The following is a 19,971-nucleotide window of genomic DNA, read 5'->3' on the forward strand; positions in this document are numbered from 1 at the left end:
CGCATCCTGGAAGAAGTACCGAATCTCACCGCAAGCCGTCTCGCCCCGGAGAAAGGCGCCAGAAGCAGTGGCCGACCGCCTCATCGTCCGCGGTGCTCGCGAGCACAACCTCAAGAACGTCTCGCTCGACCTGCCCCGCGACTCCCTCATCGTCTTCACGGGCCTCTCCGGCTCCGGCAAGTCCTCGCTCGCCTTCGACACGATCTTCGCCGAGGGCCAGCGCCGGTACGTCGAGTCGCTGTCGTCCTACGCCCGTCAGTTCCTCGGGCAGATGGACAAGCCCGACGTGGACTTCATCGAAGGCCTCTCCCCGGCCGTCTCGATCGACCAGAAGTCCACCAACCGCAACCCCCGTTCGACCGTCGGCACCATCACCGAGGTCTACGACTACCTGCGCCTGCTGTTCGCCCGGATCGGCAAGCCCCACTGTCCGCACTGCGGCCGCCCGATCGCCAAGCAGTCGCCGCAGGCGATCGTGGACAAGGTGCTGGAGCTCGCCGAGGGCACCCGGTTCCAGGTGCTCAGCCCGGTGGTGCGCGAGCGCAAGGGCGAGTTCGTCGACCTCTTCGCCGACCTCCAGTCCAAGGGCTACTCCCGCGCCCGCGTCGACGGCGAGACGATCCAGCTCGCCGAGCCGCCGAAGCTGAAGAAGCAGGAGAAGCACACCGTCGAGGTGGTCATCGACCGCCTCACCGTCAAGGAGAGCGCCAAGCGGCGGCTCACCGACTCGGTGGAGACGGCCCTGCGGCTGTCCGGCGGCATGGTCGTGCTCGACTTCGTCGACCTCCCCGAGGACGACCCGGAGCGCGAGCGGATGTACTCCGAGCACCTCTACTGCCCGTACGACGACGTGTCGTTCGAGGAGCTGGAGCCGCGCTCGTTCTCCTTCAACTCGCCGTTCGGCGCCTGCCCGGACTGCTCGGGCCTGGGCAACCGGATGGAGGTCGACCCGGAGCTGGTCGTACCGGACCCGGAGCGCTCGCTGGACGAGGGCGCGATCCACCCGTGGTCGGCCGGGCACGCCAAGGAGTACTTCCAGCGCCTGATCGACGCGCTCGCCGAGGAGCTCGGCTTCCGCACCGACATCCCGTGGGCCGGGCTGCCCGCCCGCGCCAAGAAGGCGCTGCTGTACGGGCACAAGCACCAGGTGCAGGTCCGCTACCGCAACCGCTTCGGCCGCGAGCGCTCGTACAGCACCGGCTTCGAGGGCGCCGTCCCGTTCATCCAGCGCCGGCACACCGAGGCGGAGAGCGACAGCAGCCGCGAGCGCTTCGAGGGCTACATGCGCGAGGTGCCCTGCCCGACGTGCCGGGGCACCCGGCTCAAGCCGGTGGTGCTCGCGGTCACCGTCGAGGACAGGTCGATCGCCGACGTCTCCTCGATGTCGATCAGCGACTGCGCCGAGTTCCTGGGCGCGATGAAGCTCAACGCCCGGGACAAGCAGATCGCCGAGCGGGTCCTCAAGGAGGTCAACGAGCGGCTGCGCTTCCTGGTCGACGTCGGCCTGGACTACCTCTCGCTCGACCGCGCGGCCGGCACCCTGTCCGGCGGCGAGGCCCAGCGCATCCGGCTGGCCACCCAGATCGGTTCCGGCCTGGTCGGCGTGCTCTACGTGCTGGACGAGCCGTCCATCGGCCTGCACCAGCGGGACAACCACCGGCTGATCGAGACGCTGGTGCGGCTGCGCGACATCGGCAACACCCTGATCGTGGTCGAGCACGACGAGGACACCATCAAGACCGCGGACTGGGTGGTCGACATCGGCCCGGGCGCGGGCGAGCACGGCGGCAAGGTGGTGCACTCCGGTTCGCTGAAGCAGCTGCTCGGCAACAAGGAGTCGCTGACCGGCCAGTACCTCTCGGGCAAGCGGTCCATCCCGATCCCGGACTCCCGCCGCGAGCGGGACAAGAAGCGGCAGTTGACCGTCCACGGTGCGCGCGAGCACAACCTCAAGGACGTCACGGTCGGCTTCCCGCTCGGCACCTTCACCGCGATCACCGGGGTCTCCGGCTCCGGCAAGTCGACGCTGGTCAACGACATCCTCTACACCCACCTCGCCCGGGAGCTGAACGGCGCCCGCAGCGTGCCCGGCCGGCACACCCGGATCACCGGCACCGACCAGGTGGACAAGGTGGTGCACGTCGACCAGTCGCCGATCGGCCGCACGCCGCGCTCCAACCCGGCCACCTACACCGGGGTGTTCGACCACGTCCGCCGGCTCTTCGCGGAGACCCAGGAGGCCAAGGTCCGCGGCTACCTGCCGGGCCGGTTCTCGTTCAACGTCAAGGGCGGTCGCTGCGAGAACTGCTCGGGCGACGGCACGATCAAGATCGAGATGAACTTCCTGCCGGACGTCTACGTCCCGTGCGAGGTCTGCCACGGCGCCCGGTACAACCGGGAGACGCTGGAGGTGCACTACAAGGGCAAGTCCATCGCCGAGGTGCTGGACATGCCGATCGAGGAGGCGCTGGCCTTCTTCGAGGCCGTCCCGGCGATCGCCCGGCACCTCAGGACGCTCAACGACGTCGGCCTCGGCTACGTCCGGCTCGGCCAGTCCGCGCCCACCCTCTCCGGCGGCGAGGCGCAGCGCGTCAAGCTCGCCTCGGAGCTGCAGAAGCGCTCCACCGGGCGGACGGTGTACGTGCTGGACGAGCCGACCACCGGTCTGCACTTCGAGGACATCAGCAAGCTGATCAAGGTGCTCAGCGGGCTGGTCGACAAGGGCAACACGGTGATCGTCATCGAGCACAACCTCGATGTGATCAAGACCGCCGACTGGGTCGTCGACATGGGTCCCGAGGGCGGCTCCGGCGGCGGCACGGTCGTCGCCGAGGGCACCCCCGAGCAGATCGCCGCCGTCCCGGAGAGCCACACCGGCAAGTTCCTGCGGGACATCCTGCCGAGCGACTTCGCGGACGCCCCGGTCGCCGCGGCGGCGAAGAAGGCGGCACCGCGCAAGCGCGCCGCGGCGAAGAAGTAACCACGCCCGTACCGCCGCTCCCGGACCGCCCGAACAGTGGGAGGCCCGGGAGCGGCGGGGCGCGTGCGGCATAGACTTCCGTGGTCCCTCGCAGCAGCAGCAACCGTAGGAGCGCACCGATGTCCGAGGCCCCCGAGACCAGCCCCACCGCCTCCCGCCGCACCCTGCTCTGCGGGGCCGCGGCCGTCCTGGCGGCCGGCGGCACCGTGGCCGTGACCGGCTGCAGCTCGTCCTCCTCGGGCTCCTCCGGCTCCGGCGGCACCGCCAAGGGCCCGGTGGACCTCGGCGCGGCCTCGGCCGTACCGGAGGGCGGCGGCAAGGTGTACCGCGAGCAGAAGATCGTGGTGACCCAGCCGACCGCCGGCCAGTACAAGGCCTTCAGCGCCAAGTGCACCCACGCCGGCTGCATCGTGGACCAGGTGAAGAACCAGCAGATCCAGTGCCCCTGCCACGGCAGCCGCTTCGGCATCGCCGACGGCGCCGTGCAGGACGGCCCGGCCCCTTCCCCGCTGCCCGCCTACACCGTCACGGTCGAGGGCGGGAACCTCAAGGTGACCCCGAGCTGAAGCAGTTGACCCCCGTCGAGTTGATCTCCTCCCCGCGGCCCCGTCCCCACTCGGTACGGTGGACCCATGGCTGACCCGAGCACCTACCGCCCGGCGCCCGGCGCGATCCCGACCTCCCCGGGCGTCTACAAGTTCCGTGACGCCCACGGCCGGGTCATCTACGTCGGCAAGGCCAAGAGCCTGCGGCCGCGCCTGTCGTCCTACTTCCAGGACCTGGCCGGCCTGCACCCGCGCACCGCGACCATGGTCACCACCGCCGCCTCGGTGGAGTGGACCGTGGTCGGCACCGAGGTCGAGGCGCTCCAGCTGGAGTACTCCTGGATCAAGGAGTTCGACCCGCGGTTCAACGTCAAGTACCGCGACGACAAGAGCTATCCGGAACTCGCCGTCACCCTCAACGAGGAGTACCCGCGGGTCCAGGTGATGCGTGGGGCGCACAAGAAGGGCGTGCGCTACTTCGGCCCCTACGGGCACGCCTGGGCCATCCGCGAGACGGTCGACCTGCTGCTGCGCGTCTTCCCCGTCCGCACCTGCTCCAACGGCGTCTTCAAGCGCGCCCGCCAGGTCGGCCGGCCCTGCCTGCTCGGCTACATCGGCAAGTGCGCCGCGCCCTGCGTCGGCAAGGTCTCGGCGGACGAACACCGGGAGCTGGCCGAGGACTTCTGCGACTTCATGGCCGGGCGCACCGGCAACTACCTGCACCGGCTGGAAGAGCAGATGCAGGAGGCCGCGGCCGAGCTGGAGTACGAGAAGGCGGCCCGGCTGCGCGACGACATCGGCGCCCTCAAGCGCGCGATGGAGAAGAACGCCATCGTGCTCGCCGACGCCACCGACGCCGACCTGCTGGCCCTCGCCGAGGACGAACTCGAAGCCGCCGTGCAGATCTTCCACGTCCGCGGCGGCCGGGTGCGCGGCCAGCGCGGCTGGGTCACCGACAAGGTCGAGGACGTCGACACCGCCGGCCTGGTCGAGCACGCCCTCCAGCAGCTCTACGGCGGCGGCGAGTCCGTCCCGCGCGAGGTGCTCGTCCCCGCCCTGCCCGAGCCGGTCGAACCGGTGCGGGAGTGGCTGGCCGGCCTGCGCGGCAGCCAGGTCGACCTGCGCATCCCGCAGCGCGGCGACAAGAAGGACCTGATGGCCACCGTGCAGCGCAACGCCCAGCAGGCGCTCGCGCTGCACAAGACCAAGCGCGCCTCCGACCTCACCACCCGCAGCCGCGCCCTGCAGGAGATCGCCGACGCGCTGGAGCTGGACTCCGTCCCGCTGCGCATCGAGTGCTACGACATCTCCCACCTCCAGGGCGAGGACGTGGTCGCCTCCATGGTCGTCTTCGAGGACGGCCTGGCCCGCAAGAGCGAGTACCGGCGCTTCCAGATCAAGGGCTTCGAGGGCCAGGACGACGTCCGCTCCATGCACGAGGTGATCGGCCGCCGCTTCCGCCGCTACCTCCAGGAGCGCGAGCAGACCGGCGAGTGGGCCGTCCCCGAGGAGGACGAGCAGCCCGAGGACGGCCCGCGCACCGAGGAGGGCCGCCCCAGGCGCTTCGCCTACCCGCCCCAGCTGCTGGTGGTCGACGGCGGCCAGCCGCAGGTCGCGGCCGCCAAGCGCGCCCTGGACGAACTCGGCATCGACGACGTCGCGCTGTGCGGCCTGGCCAAGCGCCTGGAGGAGGTGTGGCTGCCCGGCGAGGACGACCCGGTGGTGCTGCCCCGCTCCAGCGAGGGCCTCTACCTGCTCCAGCGGGTCCGCGACGAGGCCCACCGCTTCGCGATCGGCTACCAGCGCAACAAGCGTTCCAAGCGACTCACCGCCGGGGAGCTGGACTCCGTCCCGGGCCTCGGCGAGACTCGCCGCCAGGCGCTGCTCAAGCACTTCGGCTCGCTGAAGAAGCTCCGGGCCGCCACCGTGGACGAACTCTGCGCGGTACCCGGCATCGGACGCCGCACTGCGGAGACTGTTGCGGCGGCGTTGTCGTCCCGTACACCCGCCGCACCCGCGGTCAACACCGCGACCGGCGAGATCATCGAGGACGGGGCCGACCAGGCCGCCGAGCCGGCGGCAGCAGCACCCCAGACCGCACCATCCCAGGAGACGCCATGACGGCCGACGCCGCCCGTCAGCCGGTGTGCCCCGACCCCGCCCGCCTGCCCGGGCCGGGGAAGGGCGGCCGTGCCGTGCGCGTTCTCCCCAGCAGAAAGACCGAGAGCGGGGAACCGAAGTGACCGTGTCAGACGTGGCCGAGAACGCGCCGGAGCTGGTGATCATCTCCGGCATGTCCGGAGCCGGCCGCTCCACCGCCGCCAAGTGCCTGGAGGACCTCGGCTGGTTCGTGGTGGACAACCTGCCGCCGGCCCTGATCCCGACCATGGTCGACCTGGGCGCCCGGTCCCAGGGCAACGTCGCCCGGATCGGCGTCGTCGTGGACGTCCGCGGCCGCCAGTTCTTCGACGACCTGCTCACCTCGCTGGACGAGCTGGAGAAGCGCGGCGTCCGGCTGCGGGTCGTCTTCCTGGACTCCTCCGACGACGCGCTGGTGCGCCGCTTCGAGAACGTCCGCCGCCCGCACCCGTTGCAGGGCGACGGCCGGATCGTGGACGGCATCGCCCAGGAGCGCGACCTGCTGCGCGACCTGCGCGGCGAGGCCGACCTGGTGATCGACACCTCGAACCTCAACGTGCACCAGCTGCGTGCCAAGCTGGACGCCCAGTTCGCCGACCACGACGAACCCGAGCTGCGCGCCACCGTGATGTCCTTCGGCTTCAAGTACGGCCTGCCGGTCGACGCCGACCTCGTGGTGGACTGCCGCTTCCTGCCGAACCCGCACTGGGTGCCCGAGCTGCGGGCCCGCACCGGCACCGATACGGACGTCGCCGACTACGTGTTCCGGCAGCCCGGAGCCAACGAGTTCCTGGACGGCTACACCGAGCTGTTGCGGATCGTGACCGAGGGCTACCGACGCGAGGGGAAGCGCTACATGACGCTTGCCGTAGGCTGCACCGGTGGCAAGCACCGCAGCGTCGCCATGTCCGAGCGTCTGACCAAGCGTCTCATCGCCGACGGAGTCGAGACGGTGCTCGTCCACCGTGACATGGGACGGGAGTAACCGCCGCCTTCCCTGCCGGGCCCCCGGCGGAGCCGGTGGCGGGGCCGAGGAACGCGAGGTGATGTGTGGCGGGATACGTGCCCGGGCGACAGACGCAGAGCAGGACCGGTGACCGGGCGGGCAGCCCGGCCCGGCCCCCGGCGCCGAGCCGTCCGCGCAGCAGTCCCGCCAGGGCCAATCCGGCCCCCCGGATCACCGCGCTGGGCGGCGGCCAGGGCCTGTCCGCCTCGCTGTCCGCGCTGCGCCGCCTGACCAGCGACCTCACCGCCGTGGTCACCGTCGCCGACGACGGCGGCTCCAGCGGACGGCTGCGCAGCGAGCTGGGGGTGCTGCCCCCGGGCGACCTGCGCAAGGCGCTGGCCGCGCTGTGCGGGGACGACGACTGGGGCCGCACCTGGTCCGAGGTGATCCAGCAGCGCTTCACCGGCAACGGCGAGCTCGGCGGCCACGCCGTCGGCAACCTGCTGATCGTCGCGCTGTGGGAGAAGCTGGGCGACCCGGTGGAGGCCCTGGACTGGGTCGGCCGGCTGCTCAACGTCCAGGGCCGGGTGCTGCCGATGTCGGCGGTGCCGCTGGACATCGAGGCGACCGTGCGCGGCCACGACCCGGCGCTGCCCGGCGAGGTGTCGGCGGTCCGGGGCCAGGCGAACGTCGCGGTCACCCCGGGCACCGTGCAGTCGATCCGGCTGCTCCCGGACGGGCCGCCCGCCGTCCCGGAGGCGGTCACCGCCGTCCGCGAGGCGGACTGGGTGGTGCTCGGCCCCGGCTCCTGGTTCACCAGCGTGCTGCCGCACCTGCTGGTGCCCGAGCTGGCCAAGGCGCTCACCGAGACCCGCGCCCGCCGCCTGCTCACCCTGAACCTCGCCCCCCAGCCCGGCGAGACCGAGGGCTTCACCCCGCAGCGCCACCTGGAGGTCATCGCCGACCACGCCCCGGAGCTCGCGGTGGATGCGATCCTGGTGGACGAGCGAGCCGTCACCGGCGGCGCCTTCGGCCAGGCGGACCTCGACGGACTGGAGAAGGCGGCCGAGCGGATGGGCGCCGCCCTGGTGCTCGGTTCGGTGGCCCGCACCGACGGCACGCCGCGACACGACCCCGAGCTGTTGGCGGCAGCGTACGACCGGATTTTCCGGACACATGGAAGGATCGGGCCATGGCGATGACTCCAGCGGTGAAGGACGAGATCAGCCGGCTCCCGGTCACCCGGGCCTGCTGTCGCAAGGCGGAGGTGTCGGCGATCCTGCGGTTCGCGGGCGGGCTGCACATCGTGAGCGGCCGCATCGTGATCGAGGCGGAGCTGGACACCGGGGCGGCGGCACGGCGGCTGCGCAAGGACCTCCTGGAGATCTTCGGGCACTCCTCCGACCTCGTCGTGATGGCCCCCGGCGGGCTGCGCCGCGGCAGCCGCTTCGTGGTCCGCGTGGTCAAGGACGGCGAGCTGCTCGCGCGCCAGACCGGGCTGGTCGACGGGCGCGGGCGTCCGATCCGCGGCCTGCCGCCGGCGGTCGTCTCCGGTGCCACCTGCGACGCCGAGGCGGCCTGGCGCGGTGCCTTCCTGGCGCACGGCTCGCTCACTGAGCCGGGCCGCTCCTCCTCGCTGGAGATCACCTGCCCCGGCTCCGAGGCGGCGCTGGCGCTGGTCGGCGCCGCCCGCCGGCTCGGCATCCCGGCCAAGGCCCGCGAGGTCCGCGGCGTGGACCGGGTGGTGATCCGCGACGGCGACGCGATCGGCGCGCTGCTGACCCGCCTCGGCGCGCACGAGTCGGTGCTCGCCTGGGAGGAGCGCCGGATGCGGCGCGAGGTGCGGGCCACCGCGAACCGCCTCGCCAACTTCGACGACGCCAACCTGCGCCGCTCGGCCCGCGCCGCGGTGGCGGCCGGCGCGCGGGTCGCCCGCGCGCTGGAGATCCTGGGCGAGGAGGTGCCCGAGCACCTGGCCGCGGCCGGCCAGCTGAGGATGCAGCACAAGCAGGCCTCGCTGGAGGAGCTGGGCGCGCTCGCCGACCCGCCGCTGACCAAGGACGCGGTGGCCGGCCGGATCCGCCGCCTGCTGGCGATGGCGGACAAGCGCGCCTCCGAGCTCGGCCTGCCGAGCACCGAGGCCAGCCTGACCGACGAGATGGCGATGAACTGACGCCCGCGGTCCGTGATCACGACACGGCCGGCACCCGGCTCCCCGGGTGCCGGCCTTCGTCGTTTCCGGGTCGTTTCCGGGTGCCCGCCGAACCCCCGAATTGGTAGAGACCACTGGCCCCGGGACCAACTGCCCGCCGGACCAAGGCCGGATGGCCCGGAACCGCCTTCGGGGCACGCCACGCCACGTCTCACGAGGTGGCGCGATGTGCCCCAAAAGGCCCCGGAGGGGTAGGGTCATAGGCGGTCGGGGACTTCCCAAATCTCACCCCCGTCGGGCTCCGGCCCGGCGTACCTAACGAGGAGATCGGTTCGTGACGATCCGGGTAGGCATCAACGGCTTCGGCCGCATCGGCCGCAACTTCTTCCGTGCGGTCAAGGCCCAGGGCGCGGACATCGAGATCGTCGGTGTCAACGACCTCACCGACACGAAGACCCTGGCTCACCTGCTCAAGTACGACACCACCCTGGGTACCCTCCAGGCCGAGGTCTCGCACACCGAGGACAGCATCACCGTCGACGGCCACACCTTCAAGGTGACCGCCGAGCGTGACCCGGCCAACCTGCCGTGGGCCGCCCTGGGCGCCGACATCGTCGTCGAGTCCACCGGCATCTTCACCAAGGCCGAGGCTGCGAAGAAGCACCTCGCCGCCGGCGCGAAGAAGGTCATCATCTCGGCGCCCGCGACCGACGAGGACGTCACCATCGTCCTGGGCGTCAACGACGACAAGTACGACGCGGCCAACCACCACGTCATCTCCAACGCCTCCTGCACCACCAACTGCGTGGCGCCGATGGCCAAGGTGCTGAACGAGGCCTTCGGCATCGTCAAGGGTCTGATGACCACCGTCCACGCGTTCACCAACGACCAGGTCACCCTGGACTTCCCGCACAAGGACCTGCGCCGTGCTCGTGCGGCGAGCCAGAACATCATCCCGACCTCGACCGGTGCCGCCAAGGCGACCGCCCTGGTCCTGCCGGAGCTGAAGGGCAAGCTGGACGGCACCTCGCTGCGCGTCCCGGTCCCGACCGGTTCCATCACGGACCTGGTCGTCACCCTGGAGCGCGAGGTCACCAAGGACGAGGTCAACGCGGCCTTCCAGAAGGCCGCGCAGGAGGGCCCGCTCAAGGGCATCCTGGCCTACACCGAGGACCCGATCGTCTCCTCGGACATCGTCAACGACCCGGCCTCCTGCATCTTCGACAGCCAGCTCACCATGGTCCAGGGCAACCAGGTCAAGGTGCTCGGCTGGTACGACAACGAGTGGGGCTACTCGAACCGCGTCGTCGACCTGGTCACCCTCGTCGGTGGCCAGCTCTGACGCGTGGGAGCTGACGTGATGTAGGGGCGAGGGCCCGGACGGCGCACCGTGCCGACCGGGCCCTCGCTCCGCGCTCAAGGACTTCTCAGGCGGCCCCTGCGCCGTGCCGCCTCTGCGCATCGACCATCTCCCCAGGAGCAACCGAATCCCCGTGAAGACCATCGAAGAGCTCATCGAAGCCGGTGTCGCAGGAAAGCGCGTGTTCGTGCGCGCCGACCTGAACGTCCCGCTGGACGGCGAGACGATCACCGACGACGGCCGGATCCGCGCCGTCGCCCCGACCATCGCCAAGCTGGCCGCCGCCGGCGCGAAGGTCGTCGTGGCCTCGCACCTCGGCCGTCCCAAGGGCGAGCCGGACCCGAAGTTCTCGCTCGCGCCCGCGGCCAAGCGGCTCGGCGAGATCCTCGGCAAGGACGTCGCCTTCGCCACCGACACCGTCGGCGACAGCGCCGCGGCCACCGTCGCCGCGCTGGCGGACGGCGAGGTCGCGCTGCTGGAGAACCTGCGCTTCAACGCCGGCGAGACCAGCAAGGACGACGCCGAGCGCGGCGCCTTCGCCGAGCAGCTGGCCGCCCTGGCCGACCTGTACGTCGGTGACGGCTTCGGCGCCGTGCACCGCAAGCACGCCTCGGTGTTCGACCTGCCGAAGCTCCTGCCGCACGCCGCCGGCGACCTGATCGCCACCGAGGTCGGCGTGCTGAAGAAGCTCACCGACGAGGTGCGGCGCCCGTACGTGGTGGTGCTCGGCGGCGCCAAGGTCTCCGACAAGCTCGGCGTGATCGACAACCTGCTGAAGAAGGCCGACCGGATCCTGATCGGCGGCGGCATGGCGTACACCTTCCTCAAGGCCAAGGGCCACGAGGTCGGCATCTCGCTGCTGCAGGCGGACCAGATCCCGGTCTGCCTGGAGTACCTGGCCGAGGCCGAGAAGCGGGGCGTCGAGTTCGTCCTGCCGGTCGACGTGCTGGTCTCCGCCGAGTTCCCGGACCTGAAGGGCAAGACCCCGGCGAACCCGGACCTCGTCGCCGCGGACGCGATCCCGGCCGACAAGGAGGGCCTGGACATCGGCCCGAAGACCCGCGAGCTGTACGCGGCCAAGCTGGCCGACGCCGGCACGGTGTTCTGGAACGGCCCGATGGGCGTCTTCGAGCACCCGGACTACGCGAACGGCACCAAGGCCGTCGCGCAGGGCCTGCTGGACAGCGACGCGTTCACCGTCGTCGGCGGCGGCGACTCCGCCGCGGCCGTCCGCATCCTGGGCTTCGACGAGAACGCCTTCGGACACATCTCGACCGGCGGCGGCGCCAGCCTCGAATACCTGGAGGGCAAGACCCTCCCCGGCCTCGCCGCTCTGGAGGACTGAAAGCACATGACCGACCGTCTCCCGCTCATGGCGGGCAACTGGAAGATGAACCTCAACCACCTTGAGGCCATCCAGCACACCCAGAAGCTGGCGTTCGCGCTGGCCGACAAGGACTACGAGGCCGTCGAGGTCGCCGTCCTGGTGCCGTTCACCGACCTGCGCTCGGTGCAGACCCTGGTCTTCGGCGACAAGCTGAAGATCAAGTACGGCTCGCAGGACATCTCGCAGCACGACGGCGGCGCCTACACCGGCGAGGTCTCCGGGCCGATGCTGGCCAAGCTCCAGTGCACCTACGCGGTGATCGGCCACTCGGAGCGCCGTCAGTACCACGGCGAGAACGAAGAGATCGTCAACGCCAAGGTGAAGGCCGCCTACCGCGCCGGGATCACCCCGATCCTGTGCATCGGCGAGCCGCTGGACATCCGCAAGGCCGGTACCCACGTCGAGTACACCCTGGCCCAGCTGGACGGCGGCCTGGCGGACGTCCCGGCCCACCAGGCCGAGACCGTCGTGGTCGCCTACGAGCCGGTCTGGGCGATCGGCACCGGCGAGGTGGCCACCCCGGAGGACGCGCAGGAGGTCTGCGCGGCCATCCGCAAGCGGATCGCCGAGCTGTACGACGCCGAGCTGGCCAGCAAGGTCCGCGTGCTGTACGGCGGTTCGGTCAAGTCGTCGAGCGCGGCCGGTCTGATGGCCAAGCCCGACATCGACGGCGGCCTGATCGGCGGTGCCTCGCTGGACGCCGACGAGTTCGTCAAGATCGTGCGCTACCGTGAGCAGGCAGTAGGCTAACGCCGCTGCAGCAACGTAGGCTTTGGGGTCGGACCGCCGTACGCGGCCCGGCCCCTTCGCCGAAGATACGAGAGAGTTGGTCCCGTCGTGGTTCTCGGGTTCTCGATTGCCCTGATCATCTTCAGCCTGCTGATGATCCTCCTGGTGCTGCTGCACAAGGGGAAGGGCGGCGGCCTGTCGGACATGTTCGGCGGTGGCGCGATGTCCACCGGCGGCGGCTCGGCGGTGGCCGAGCGCAACCTCGACCGCATCACCATCGTGGTCGGCCTGGGCTGGTTCGCCTCCATCATCGTCCTGGGCCTGGTGCTGAAGTACCAGAGCTGACACAAGCCTGACGCCCCGTCGCCCGAGCGCCTATCCTGGAGCGGTCGGGGGCGGAGGCGATGGTGGCGGATCCTTAACTCCTGCTTACACTAGGACGACTTTCGCCACCGACGCGCTCCGCGGCGGGTCGGCGCACCAGTACGCAGGGAGTCAGACCGTGGCAAGTGGCAATGCCATCCGTGGCAGCAGGGTTGGGGCCGGCCCGATGGGCGAGGCGGAGCGCGGCGAGTCCGCCCCGCGCAACCGGATCTCCTTCTGGTGCGCCAACAAGCACGAGACCCGGCCCAGCTTCGCCGCCGAAGCGGCGATCCCGGACACCTGGGACTGCCCGCGCTGCGGCTTCCCGGCCGGGCAGGACCAGCACAACCCGCCGGCTCCCTCGCGCAACGAGCCGTACAAGACTCACCTCGCCTACGTCCGTGAGCGGCGCACCGACGCCGACGGCGAGGCGATCCTGGCCGAGGCGCTGGCGAAGCTCCGCGGCGAGATCTGAGGCGACCGGAACGGCGAAGGGCGCCACCGTCATCGACGGTGGCGCCCTTCGCCGTTGCCTGCCGGCCCTACGCCGAGGCCGGCGGGTAGAGCTGCGGCGGGATCCGCTCGGCGGCGGCGCGGTCCAGCAGCATCAGGGTGCGGCTGCGACCGTACGCGCCGGAGGCGGGCGCCTGGATCTCGCCGGGTCCGGACAGGGCCAGCGCGACCGCGCCCGCCTTGTCCTCGCCGGCGGCCAGCAGCCAGACCTCACGGGCGGCCCGGATGGCCGGGAGGGTGAGCGAGATCCGGGTCGGCGGGGGCTTGGGGGCCCCGCGCACGCCGATCACGGTCAGCTCGGTCTCCCGCACGCCCGGGTGCTCGGGGAAGAGCGAGGCGACGTGGGTGTCCGGGCCGACGCCGAGCAGCAGCACGTCGAAGGCGGGGACGCCCAGCCGGTCGCCGGGCCCGGCCGCCTTCGCCAGCTCCTCCGCGTAGCGGGCGGCGGCGGCCTCCACGTCCGAGCCGTCCGGCCCGTCCGAGGCGGGCATCTCGTGCACCCGCGCCGGGTCGAGCGGGACGGCGTCCAGCAGCTCGGCCCGCGCCTGGACCGCGTTGCGGTCCGGGTCGGCGGCGGACACGAACCGCTCGTCGCCCCACCAGAGGTCCAGCCGGCCCCAGTCGACCGCGTCGCGCGCCGGGGAGGCGGCGATCGCGGCCAGCAGGGCGTTGCCGTTGCGACCACCGGTGAGCACCACCGAGGCGGTGCCGCGCGCGGCCTGGGCGTCCACGATCCGGGTGATCAGCCGGGCCGCGGCCGCCTGGGCCATCAGCTCCTTGTCCCGGTGGACGACCAGCTGCGGGGTCGCGTTGGTCATGCGCTTTCCTTGGTGGTGCGCTTGCCGGCGGCCTTCTTGGCGGGCTTCTTGTCCGACGCGTCGGACGTGATCCGCTCCGGGTTGGCCACCGTGTCCTCGGCGGCGTCCCCGGTGTCCCCGGCGGCCTCCCGGGCGACCAGCCCGGCCGCCGCGGTCTCGGCGTTGGCCGGCTCGCGCAGCCGCTCGACGGGCGTGCGCACGGCCGTCGCGTAGATGTCGTCCGGGTCCAGGCGACGCAGCTCCTCGGCGATCAGCTCCGAGGTCTCGCGCCGCTTGAGCGCCACCTGGCGGTCCGGCGAGCCGGGCATGGAGAGCGTGCCCATCAGGCCGTCCGGGCGGTCCAGGGTGACGTCCCCGTCCGTGGTGCGCAGGTGCACCGCGGTGATGCCGGGGCCGCCGGTGACGACCCGCTCGACCGGCACGTGCAGCCGGTTGGTCAGCCACAGGCCGAGCAGCTCGACGCTGGGGTTGTAGGACTCGCCCTCGACCACCGCGGAGATGATCGTGGACGGCCGCTGGTCCAGCGCGGCGGCCAGCATGGAGCGCCAGCCGGTGATCCGGGTCCAGGCCAGGTCGGTGTCGCCCGGGGTGTAGCTCTGGGCCCGCTGGGCGAGCTGGCCGACCGGGGACTCGGCGGTGACGGCGTCGGTGATCCGGCGCTGGGCGAGCGAGCCCAGCGGGTCCTGGGCCGGGTGCAGCGGCGCGTTGTCCGGCCACCAGACCACGACCGGGGCGTCCGGCAGCAGCAGCGGCAGGACGACCGACTGGGCGTGCGCGGCGAGCTCGCCGTGCATGCGCAGGATGACCGTTTCGCCGGAGCCGGCGTCCGAGCCGACCAGGATCTCGGCGTCCAGGCGGGTCTCGGCGCGGGCCCGGGGCGAGCGCCCGGCGCGCTTGATCACCGCGAGGGTGCGCGAGGGGTGCTCGCGGGAGGCGTCGTTGGCGGCCTTGAGGGCGTCGTAGGCGCTGCCCTCGTCGGTCACGATCACCAGGGTGAGCACCATGCCGGCGGCGGTGGAGCCGCTGGCCCGGCGCGCCTCCATGAGCGCGGCGTTGATCTTGCTCGACGTCGTGTTGGTGAGGTCGATCTTCATGGCCGGCGCCAGCTCCTGCCGTCTCGTGCGAGCATCTCGTCCGCCTCGACGGGGCCCCAGGTCCCCGCCGCGTACTGGGCGGGCTTGCCGTGGGTGTCCCAGTACTTCTCGATCGGGTCGAGGATCTGCCAGGAGAGCTCGACCTCCTGGTGGCGCGGGAACAGGTTGGCGTCGCCGAGCAGCACGTCGAGGATGAGCCGCTCGTACGCCTCCGGGCTGGACTCGGTGAAGGACTCGCCGTAGGCGAAGTCCATCGTGACGTCACGGACCTCGAAGGAGGTGCCCGGCACCTTGGAGCCGAACCGCACCGTCACGCCCTCGTCCGGCTGGACCCGGATGACCAGGGCGTTCTGCCCCAGCTCCTCGGTCGCGTAGGAGTCGAAGGGCAGGTACGGGGCGCGCTGGAAGACCACCGCGATCTCGGTGACCCGGCGGCCCAGGCGCTTGCCGGTGCGCAGGTAGAACGGGACGCCCGCCCAGCGGCGGTTGTTGATCTCCAGCTTGATGGCCGCGTAGGTGTCGGTCTTGGAGTCCGGGTTGATGCCGTCCTCGTCCAGGTAGCCGACGACCTCCTCGCCGCCCTGCCAGCCGGAGGCGTACTGGCCGCGCACGGTGTGCCGGCCGAGGTCGGCCGGGAGCTTGACGGCGCTGAGCACCTTGAGCTTCTCGGCGACCAGTGCCTTCGGGTGGAAGGAGGCCGGCTCCTCGATGGCGGTGAGCGCCATCAGCTGGAGCAGGTGGTTCTGGATGACGTCACGGGCGGAGCCGATGCCGTCGTAGTAGCCGGCCCGGCCGCCGATGCCGATGTCCTCGGCCATGGTGATCTGCACGTGGTCGACGTACGACCGGTTCCAGATCGGCTCGAACATCTGGTTGGCGAAGCGCAGCGCCAGGATGTTCTGGACCGTCTCCTTGCCCAGGTAGTGGTCGATCCGGAAGACCTCGTCCCGGGGGAAGACCTCGTGGACGACCTTGTTGAGCTCCTGCGCGCTCTCCAGGTCGTGGCCGAAGGGCTTCTCGATGACGGCGCGGCGCCAGGAGCCCTGCGGCGGGTCGGCCAGACCGTGCTTCTTGAGCTGCTGGACGACCGTCGGGAAGAACTTCGGCGGGACGGACAGGTAGAAGGCGAAGTTGCCGCCGGTGCCCTGGGCCTTGTCCAGCTCCTCGATGGTCGCGCGGAGCTTGTCGAAGGCGTCGTCGTCGTCGAAGGTGCCGTGCACGAAGCGCATGCCCTTGGCGAGCTGCTGCCAGACCTCCTCCCGGAACGGGGTGCGGGCGTGGTCCCGGACGGCGTCGTGCACCTCCTTCGCGAAGTCCTCGTCGTCCCACTCGCGGCGGGCGAAGCCGACGAGGGAGAAGCCCGGCGGAAGCAGACCGCGGTTGGCCAGGTCGTAGATGGCCGGCATCAGCTTCTTGCGGGACAGGTCGCCGGTGACCCCGAAGATGACCAGACCCGACGGCCCCGCGATGCGCGGGAGCCGTCGGTCCGAGGGGTCACGAAGCGGGTTGACGGGGGTGGGCGGGAGGTCGTCCGCGTCCGAATCCGAAGTCAACTCAGGGAAATCAGTGCTCACTTGATGGGCTCCGCTTTCGTGCGCTGGCTGTGAGCAGGGGTCACTTCTCGTCGGCGAAGGAGGCGAGCGAGGCGGTGACGGTGTCGAGCAGCTCGTTCCAGGACTGCTCGAACTTCTCGACGCCCTCGTCCTCCAGGACCTGGACCACGTCGTCGTAGTCCACGCCGGCCGCGGCGATCGCGTCCAGCACGGCCTTGGCGTCGGCGTAGTTGGGGACGATGGTGTTGCCGGTGATCACGCCGTGGTCGCCGGTGGCGTCCAGGGTGGCCTCGGGCATGGTGTTGACGGTGCCGGGGGCGACCAGCTCGGTGACGTACAGGGTGTCCGGCAGGGCCGGGTCCTTGACACCGGTGGAGGCCCACAGCGGGCGCTGCGGCTTGGCGCCGGCGGCCTCCAGGGCCTTCCAGCGCGCGTTGCCGGCGGTCTTGCCGTCGACGCTGCCGAAGACCTCCTCGTACGCCTGGTAGGCGAGGCGGGCGTTGGCCAGGGCGGCCTTGGAGCGCAGGTCCTTGGCGTCGCCGCCGATCTTGTCCAGGCGCTTGTCGATCTCGGTGTCCACGCGGGACACGAAGAAGGAGGCGACCGACTCGATCTGGGAGAGGTCCAGGCCCTTGGCCTTGGCGGACTCCAGGCCGGTCAGGTAGGCGTCGATGACGGCCTTGTAGCGCTCCAGCGAGAAGATCAGCGTGACGTTGACGCTGATGCCCCGGCCGATGACCTCGCTGATCGCGGGCAGGCCGGCCTTGGTGGCGGGGATCTTGATGAAGACGTTCGGGCGGTCGACCAGCCACCACAGCTGCTTGGCCTCGGCCACGGTGGGGGCGGTCTCGTGCGCCAGGCGCGGGTCGACCTCGATGGAGACCCGGCCGTCGCGGCCGTTGGAGGCGTCGTAGACCGGGCGCAGCACGTCGGCCGCGTCGCGCACGTCGGAGGTGGTGATCATGCGGATCGCCTCGTCGGTGGTGACCTTGCGGACGGCGAGGTCGCGCAGCTGACCGTCGTAGGAGTCGTCGCCGCTGCCGGCGATCGCCTTCTGGAAGATGGTCGGGTTGGTGGTGACGCCCACCACGTGCTTGTTCTGCACCAGTTCGGCCAGGTTGCCGGAGTTGAGCCGCTTGCGGCTGAGGTCGTCCAGCCAGATCGCAACGCCTTCGTCGCTGAGGCGCTTCAGTGCGTCAGTCATGGTGCTTCAGTCCCTTGTTCTTCTGCTTCGTGGGGTAGGCGGAGGGGGCCGCGTACTCGCGTGCGGGCGGGTACGCGGCCCTGGCGGCTAGCGGTTGACGGCTTCGAGGGAGCGCAGGGCGTTGTGGGCCTCGGCCACCACGCGCTCGGCGGTGATGCCGAACTCCTCGAAGAGCACCTTGTAGTCGGCGGAGGCGCCGAAGTGCTCCAGCGAGACGATGCGGCCGTGGTCGCCGACCAGCTCGCGCCAGCCCTGGGCGATGCCGGCCTCGACCGACACCCGGGCCTTGACCGACGGCGGCAGCACGCTGTCGCGGTAGGCCTGGTCCTGCTCCTGGAACCACTCGAAGGACGGCATGGAGACCACGCGGGTCGCGATGCCCTCGGCCTCCAGCACCTCGCGGGCCTTGACGGCCAGCTGGACCTCGGAGCCGGTGCCGAGCAGGATCAGCTGCGGGTCACCGGTGGAGGCCTCGGCCAGGATGTAGCCGCCCTTGGCGGTGCCCTCGGCGGAGCCGAAGACCTCGCGGTCGAAGGTCGGGACGCCCTGGCGGGTGAGGGCCAGGCCGACCGGGCCCGGGTGGCTGGTCTGGCGCTCGACGACGGTGCGCCAGGCGACGGCGGTCTCGTTGGCGTCGGCCGGGCGGACCATGGCCAGGCCCGGGATGGCGCGCAGCGAGGCCAGGTGCTCGACCGGCTGGTGGGTCGGGCCGTCCTCGCCGAGGCCGATCGAGTCGTGCGTCCAGACGTAGGTGACCGGCAGCTTCATCAGCGCGGCCAGGCGGACGGCCGGGCGCATGTAGTCGGCGAAGACCAGGAAGGTGCCGCCGTACACACGGGTCTTGCCGTGCAGGGCGATGCCGTTCATGGTCGAGCCCATGGCGTGCTCGCGGATGCCGAAGTGGATCGTGCGGCCGTACGGGCTCGCCGACTTCAGCGGGTTGCCCTCGGGGAGGAAGGAGCTGTCCTCGTCGATGGTGGTGAGGTTGGACTCGGCGAGGTCGGCCGAGCCGCCCCACAGCTCCGGGATCACCGCGCCGATCGCCTTGAGGGTGTCGCCGGAGGCCTTGCGGGTGGCGACGTCCTTGCCGGCCGGGAAGGACGGGACGGCCTTCTTCCAGCCCTCGGGCAGCTCGCCGGCCTGGATGCGGTCGAACTCGGCGGCGCGGTCCGCGTCCGCGGCGCGCCAGGCGTCGAAGGACAGCTGCCACTGGTCGCGGGCGGCCTTGCCGCGCTTGATGACCAGGCGGGCGTGCTCGATGACCTGGTCGCTGACCTCGAAGGTCTTCTCCGGGTCGAAGCCCAGGACCTTCTTGGTGGCGGCGATCTCGGCGGCGCCGAGCGCGGAGCCGTGCGCCTTGGCGGTGTTCTGCGCGTCCGGGGCGGGCCAGGCGATGATCGTGCGCATCGCGATGAACGACGGGCGGGAGGTCTCGGCCTTGGCCGCGGCCAGCGCGTCGGCCAGGGCGGCCACGTCGATGTCGCCGTTGGACTTCGGGGTCACCCGCTGGACGTGCCAGCCGTACGCCTCGTAGCGCTTGAGGACGTCCTCGGAGAAGGCGGTCTCGGTGTCGCCCTCGATCGAGATGTGGTTGTCGTCGTAGAGCGCGACCAGGTTGCCCAGCTTCTGGTGGCCGGCCAGCGAGGAGGCCTCGGCGGAGATGCCCTCCTCCAGGTCGCCGTCGGAGACGATGGCCCAGATGGTGTGGTCGAAGGGGGATTCGCCGGCCGGGGCCTGCGGGTCGAAGAGGCCGCGCTCGTAGCGGGCGGCCATCGCCATGCCGACCGCGTTGGCGATGCCCTGGCCCAGCGGGCCGGTGGTGGTCTCGACGCCGGCCGTGTGGCCGTGCTCCGGGTGACCGGGGGTGCGGCTGCCGGCGACGCGGAAGGCCTTGAGGTCGTCCAGCTCCAGGCCGTAGCCCGAGAGGTACAGCTGGGTGTAGAGCGTCAGGCTGGTGTGCCCGGGGGAGAGGACGAAGCGGTCGCGGCCGACCCAGGACGGGTCGGTCGGGTCGTGGCGCAGGAAGCGCTGGAAGATCAGGTACGCGGCCGGGGCCAGCGACATGGCCGTCCCGGGGTGCCCGTTGCCGACCTTCTGGACAGCGTCCATGGCGAGGACTCGCGCGGTGTCAACCGTGCGCTCGTCCAGATCGGTCCACTCGAATGCGTTCGTCGGCGCAGTGCTCACC

The 19,971-nt window shown here is 71.3% G+C and carries 16 protein-coding genes; 11 read left to right on the forward strand and 5 right to left on the reverse strand.

Annotated features, from left to right (window positions below; translation table 11 throughout):
- The first annotated feature begins 67 nt into the window (after positions 1-67).
- The 11 genes from uvrA to ACIRST_RS23125 all read left to right on the forward strand — a co-directional run bounded on the left by uvrA (position 68) and on the right by ACIRST_RS23125 (position 13,076).
- Positions 68-2,980 (forward strand): excinuclease ABC subunit UvrA, encoded by a 2,913-nt coding sequence (gene uvrA / locus ACIRST_RS23075; protein WP_350521397.1) that lies wholly within the window; start codon positions 68-70, stop codon positions 2,978-2,980.
- Between the two features lie 119 nt (positions 2,981-3,099).
- A complete protein-coding gene (locus ACIRST_RS23080) occupies positions 3,100-3,546 on the forward strand; it encodes a Rieske (2Fe-2S) protein (protein WP_350521396.1) in 447 nt (148 codons plus the stop codon).
- A 66-nt stretch (positions 3,547-3,612) separates the two neighbouring features.
- Positions 3,613-5,646, forward strand: a complete 2,034-nt coding sequence (gene uvrC / locus ACIRST_RS23085; RefSeq protein WP_350521395.1) for an excinuclease ABC subunit UvrC — start codon at positions 3,613-3,615, stop codon at positions 5,644-5,646.
- A 118-nt stretch (positions 5,647-5,764) separates the two neighbouring features.
- On the forward strand, positions 5,765-6,649 hold the full coding sequence (gene rapZ, locus ACIRST_RS23090; RefSeq protein ID WP_350521394.1) for an RNase adapter RapZ: 885 nt from the start codon (positions 5,765-5,767) through the stop codon (positions 6,647-6,649).
- 65 nt (positions 6,650-6,714) lie between these two features.
- Complete coding sequence (gene yvcK, locus ACIRST_RS23095) at positions 6,715-7,812, forward strand: uridine diphosphate-N-acetylglucosamine-binding protein YvcK (protein ID WP_350521393.1); 1,098 nt, start codon at positions 6,715-6,717, stop codon at positions 7,810-7,812.
- A complete protein-coding gene (gene whiA, locus ACIRST_RS23100; protein WP_350521392.1) occupies positions 7,803-8,783 on the forward strand; it encodes a DNA-binding protein WhiA in 981 nt (326 codons plus the stop codon). Before yvcK ends, whiA begins: the two co-directional genes overlap by 10 nt.
- A gap of 313 nt (positions 8,784-9,096) precedes the next feature.
- Positions 9,097-10,104 (forward strand): type I glyceraldehyde-3-phosphate dehydrogenase, encoded by a 1,008-nt coding sequence (gap, locus tag ACIRST_RS23105; protein WP_350521391.1) that lies wholly within the window; start codon positions 9,097-9,099, stop codon positions 10,102-10,104.
- 151 nt (positions 10,105-10,255) lie between these two features.
- Entirely contained in the window at positions 10,256-11,467 is a 1,212-nt protein-coding gene (locus ACIRST_RS23110) for a phosphoglycerate kinase (RefSeq protein WP_396546956.1), read from the forward strand.
- 6 nt (positions 11,468-11,473) lie between these two features.
- Positions 11,474-12,259, forward strand: coding sequence for a triose-phosphate isomerase (tpiA, locus tag ACIRST_RS23115; RefSeq protein WP_402804013.1), 786 nt, complete (start codon positions 11,474-11,476; stop codon positions 12,257-12,259).
- Positions 12,260-12,346: 87 nt separating this feature from the next.
- The gene (gene secG, locus ACIRST_RS23120) at positions 12,347-12,583 is read left to right on the forward strand and encodes a preprotein translocase subunit SecG (protein ID WP_350521388.1); all 237 of its coding nucleotides are present in this window, start codon (positions 12,347-12,349) and stop codon (positions 12,581-12,583) included.
- Positions 12,584-12,788: 205 nt separating this feature from the next.
- On the forward strand, positions 12,789-13,076 hold the full coding sequence (locus ACIRST_RS23125) for an RNA polymerase-binding protein RbpA (protein ID WP_030238413.1): 288 nt from the start codon (positions 12,789-12,791) through the stop codon (positions 13,074-13,076).
- Positions 13,077-13,143: 67 nt separating this feature from the next.
- Here ACIRST_RS23125 and pgl read toward each other — a convergent pair whose 3' ends face one another.
- The 5 genes from pgl to tkt all read right to left on the reverse strand — a co-directional run bounded on the left by pgl (position 13,144) and on the right by tkt (position 19,970).
- A complete protein-coding gene (gene pgl, locus ACIRST_RS23130) occupies positions 13,144-13,932 on the reverse strand; it encodes a 6-phosphogluconolactonase (protein ID WP_350521387.1) in 789 nt (262 codons plus the stop codon).
- Positions 13,929-15,026 (reverse strand): glucose-6-phosphate dehydrogenase assembly protein OpcA, encoded by a 1,098-nt coding sequence (gene opcA, locus ACIRST_RS23135; RefSeq protein WP_402804016.1) that lies wholly within the window; start codon positions 15,024-15,026, stop codon positions 13,929-13,931. The genes pgl and opcA overlap by 4 nt, the downstream gene beginning before the upstream one ends.
- Positions 15,023-16,579, reverse strand: coding sequence for a glucose-6-phosphate dehydrogenase (zwf, locus tag ACIRST_RS23140; protein ID WP_350521385.1), 1,557 nt, complete (start codon positions 16,577-16,579; stop codon positions 15,023-15,025). Before zwf ends, opcA begins: the two co-directional genes overlap by 4 nt.
- A 61-nt stretch (positions 16,580-16,640) precedes the next feature.
- Positions 16,641-17,783 (reverse strand): transaldolase, encoded by a 1,143-nt coding sequence (tal, locus tag ACIRST_RS23145; RefSeq protein ID WP_350521384.1) that lies wholly within the window; start codon positions 17,781-17,783, stop codon positions 16,641-16,643.
- A gap of 87 nt (positions 17,784-17,870) precedes the next feature.
- Positions 17,871-19,970 carry a transketolase gene (tkt, locus tag ACIRST_RS23150; RefSeq protein WP_396546951.1) on the reverse strand — a complete coding sequence of 700 codons (2,100 nt, stop codon included), beginning with the start codon at positions 19,968-19,970 and terminating at the stop codon, positions 17,871-17,873.
- Position 19,971: the final 1 nt, after the last annotated feature.

It is taken from the genome of Kitasatospora sp. NPDC101447 (genome assembly GCF_044767225.1).
GTDB lineage: Bacteria > Actinomycetota > Actinomycetes > Streptomycetales > Streptomycetaceae > Kitasatospora.

Bases quoted from the DNA above. Each gene is read 5' to 3' on its own strand.
- uvrC (WP_350521395.1), top strand. From the start codon at position 3,613: ATGGCTGACCCGAGCACCTACCGCCCGGCGCCCGGCGCGATCCCGACC.
- ACIRST_RS23080 (WP_350521396.1), top strand. From the start codon at position 3,100: ATGTCCGAGGCCCCCGAGACCAGCCCCACCGCCTCCCGCCGCACCCTG.
- ACIRST_RS23125 (WP_030238413.1), top strand. From the start codon at position 12,789: ATGGGCGAGGCGGAGCGCGGCGAGTCCGCCCCGCGCAACCGGATCTCC.
- tpiA (WP_402804013.1), top strand. From the start codon at position 11,474: ATGACCGACCGTCTCCCGCTCATGGCGGGCAACTGGAAGATGAACCTC.
- opcA (WP_402804016.1), bottom strand. From the start codon at position 15,026: ATGAAGATCGACCTCACCAACACGACGTCGAGCAAGATCAACGCCGCG.
- whiA (WP_350521392.1), top strand. From the start codon at position 7,803: ATGGCGATGACTCCAGCGGTGAAGGACGAGATCAGCCGGCTCCCGGTC.
- pgl (WP_350521387.1), bottom strand. From the start codon at position 13,932: ATGACCAACGCGACCCCGCAGCTGGTCGTCCACCGGGACAAGGAGCTG.
- tal (WP_350521384.1), bottom strand. From the start codon at position 17,783: ATGACTGACGCACTGAAGCGCCTCAGCGACGAAGGCGTTGCGATCTGG.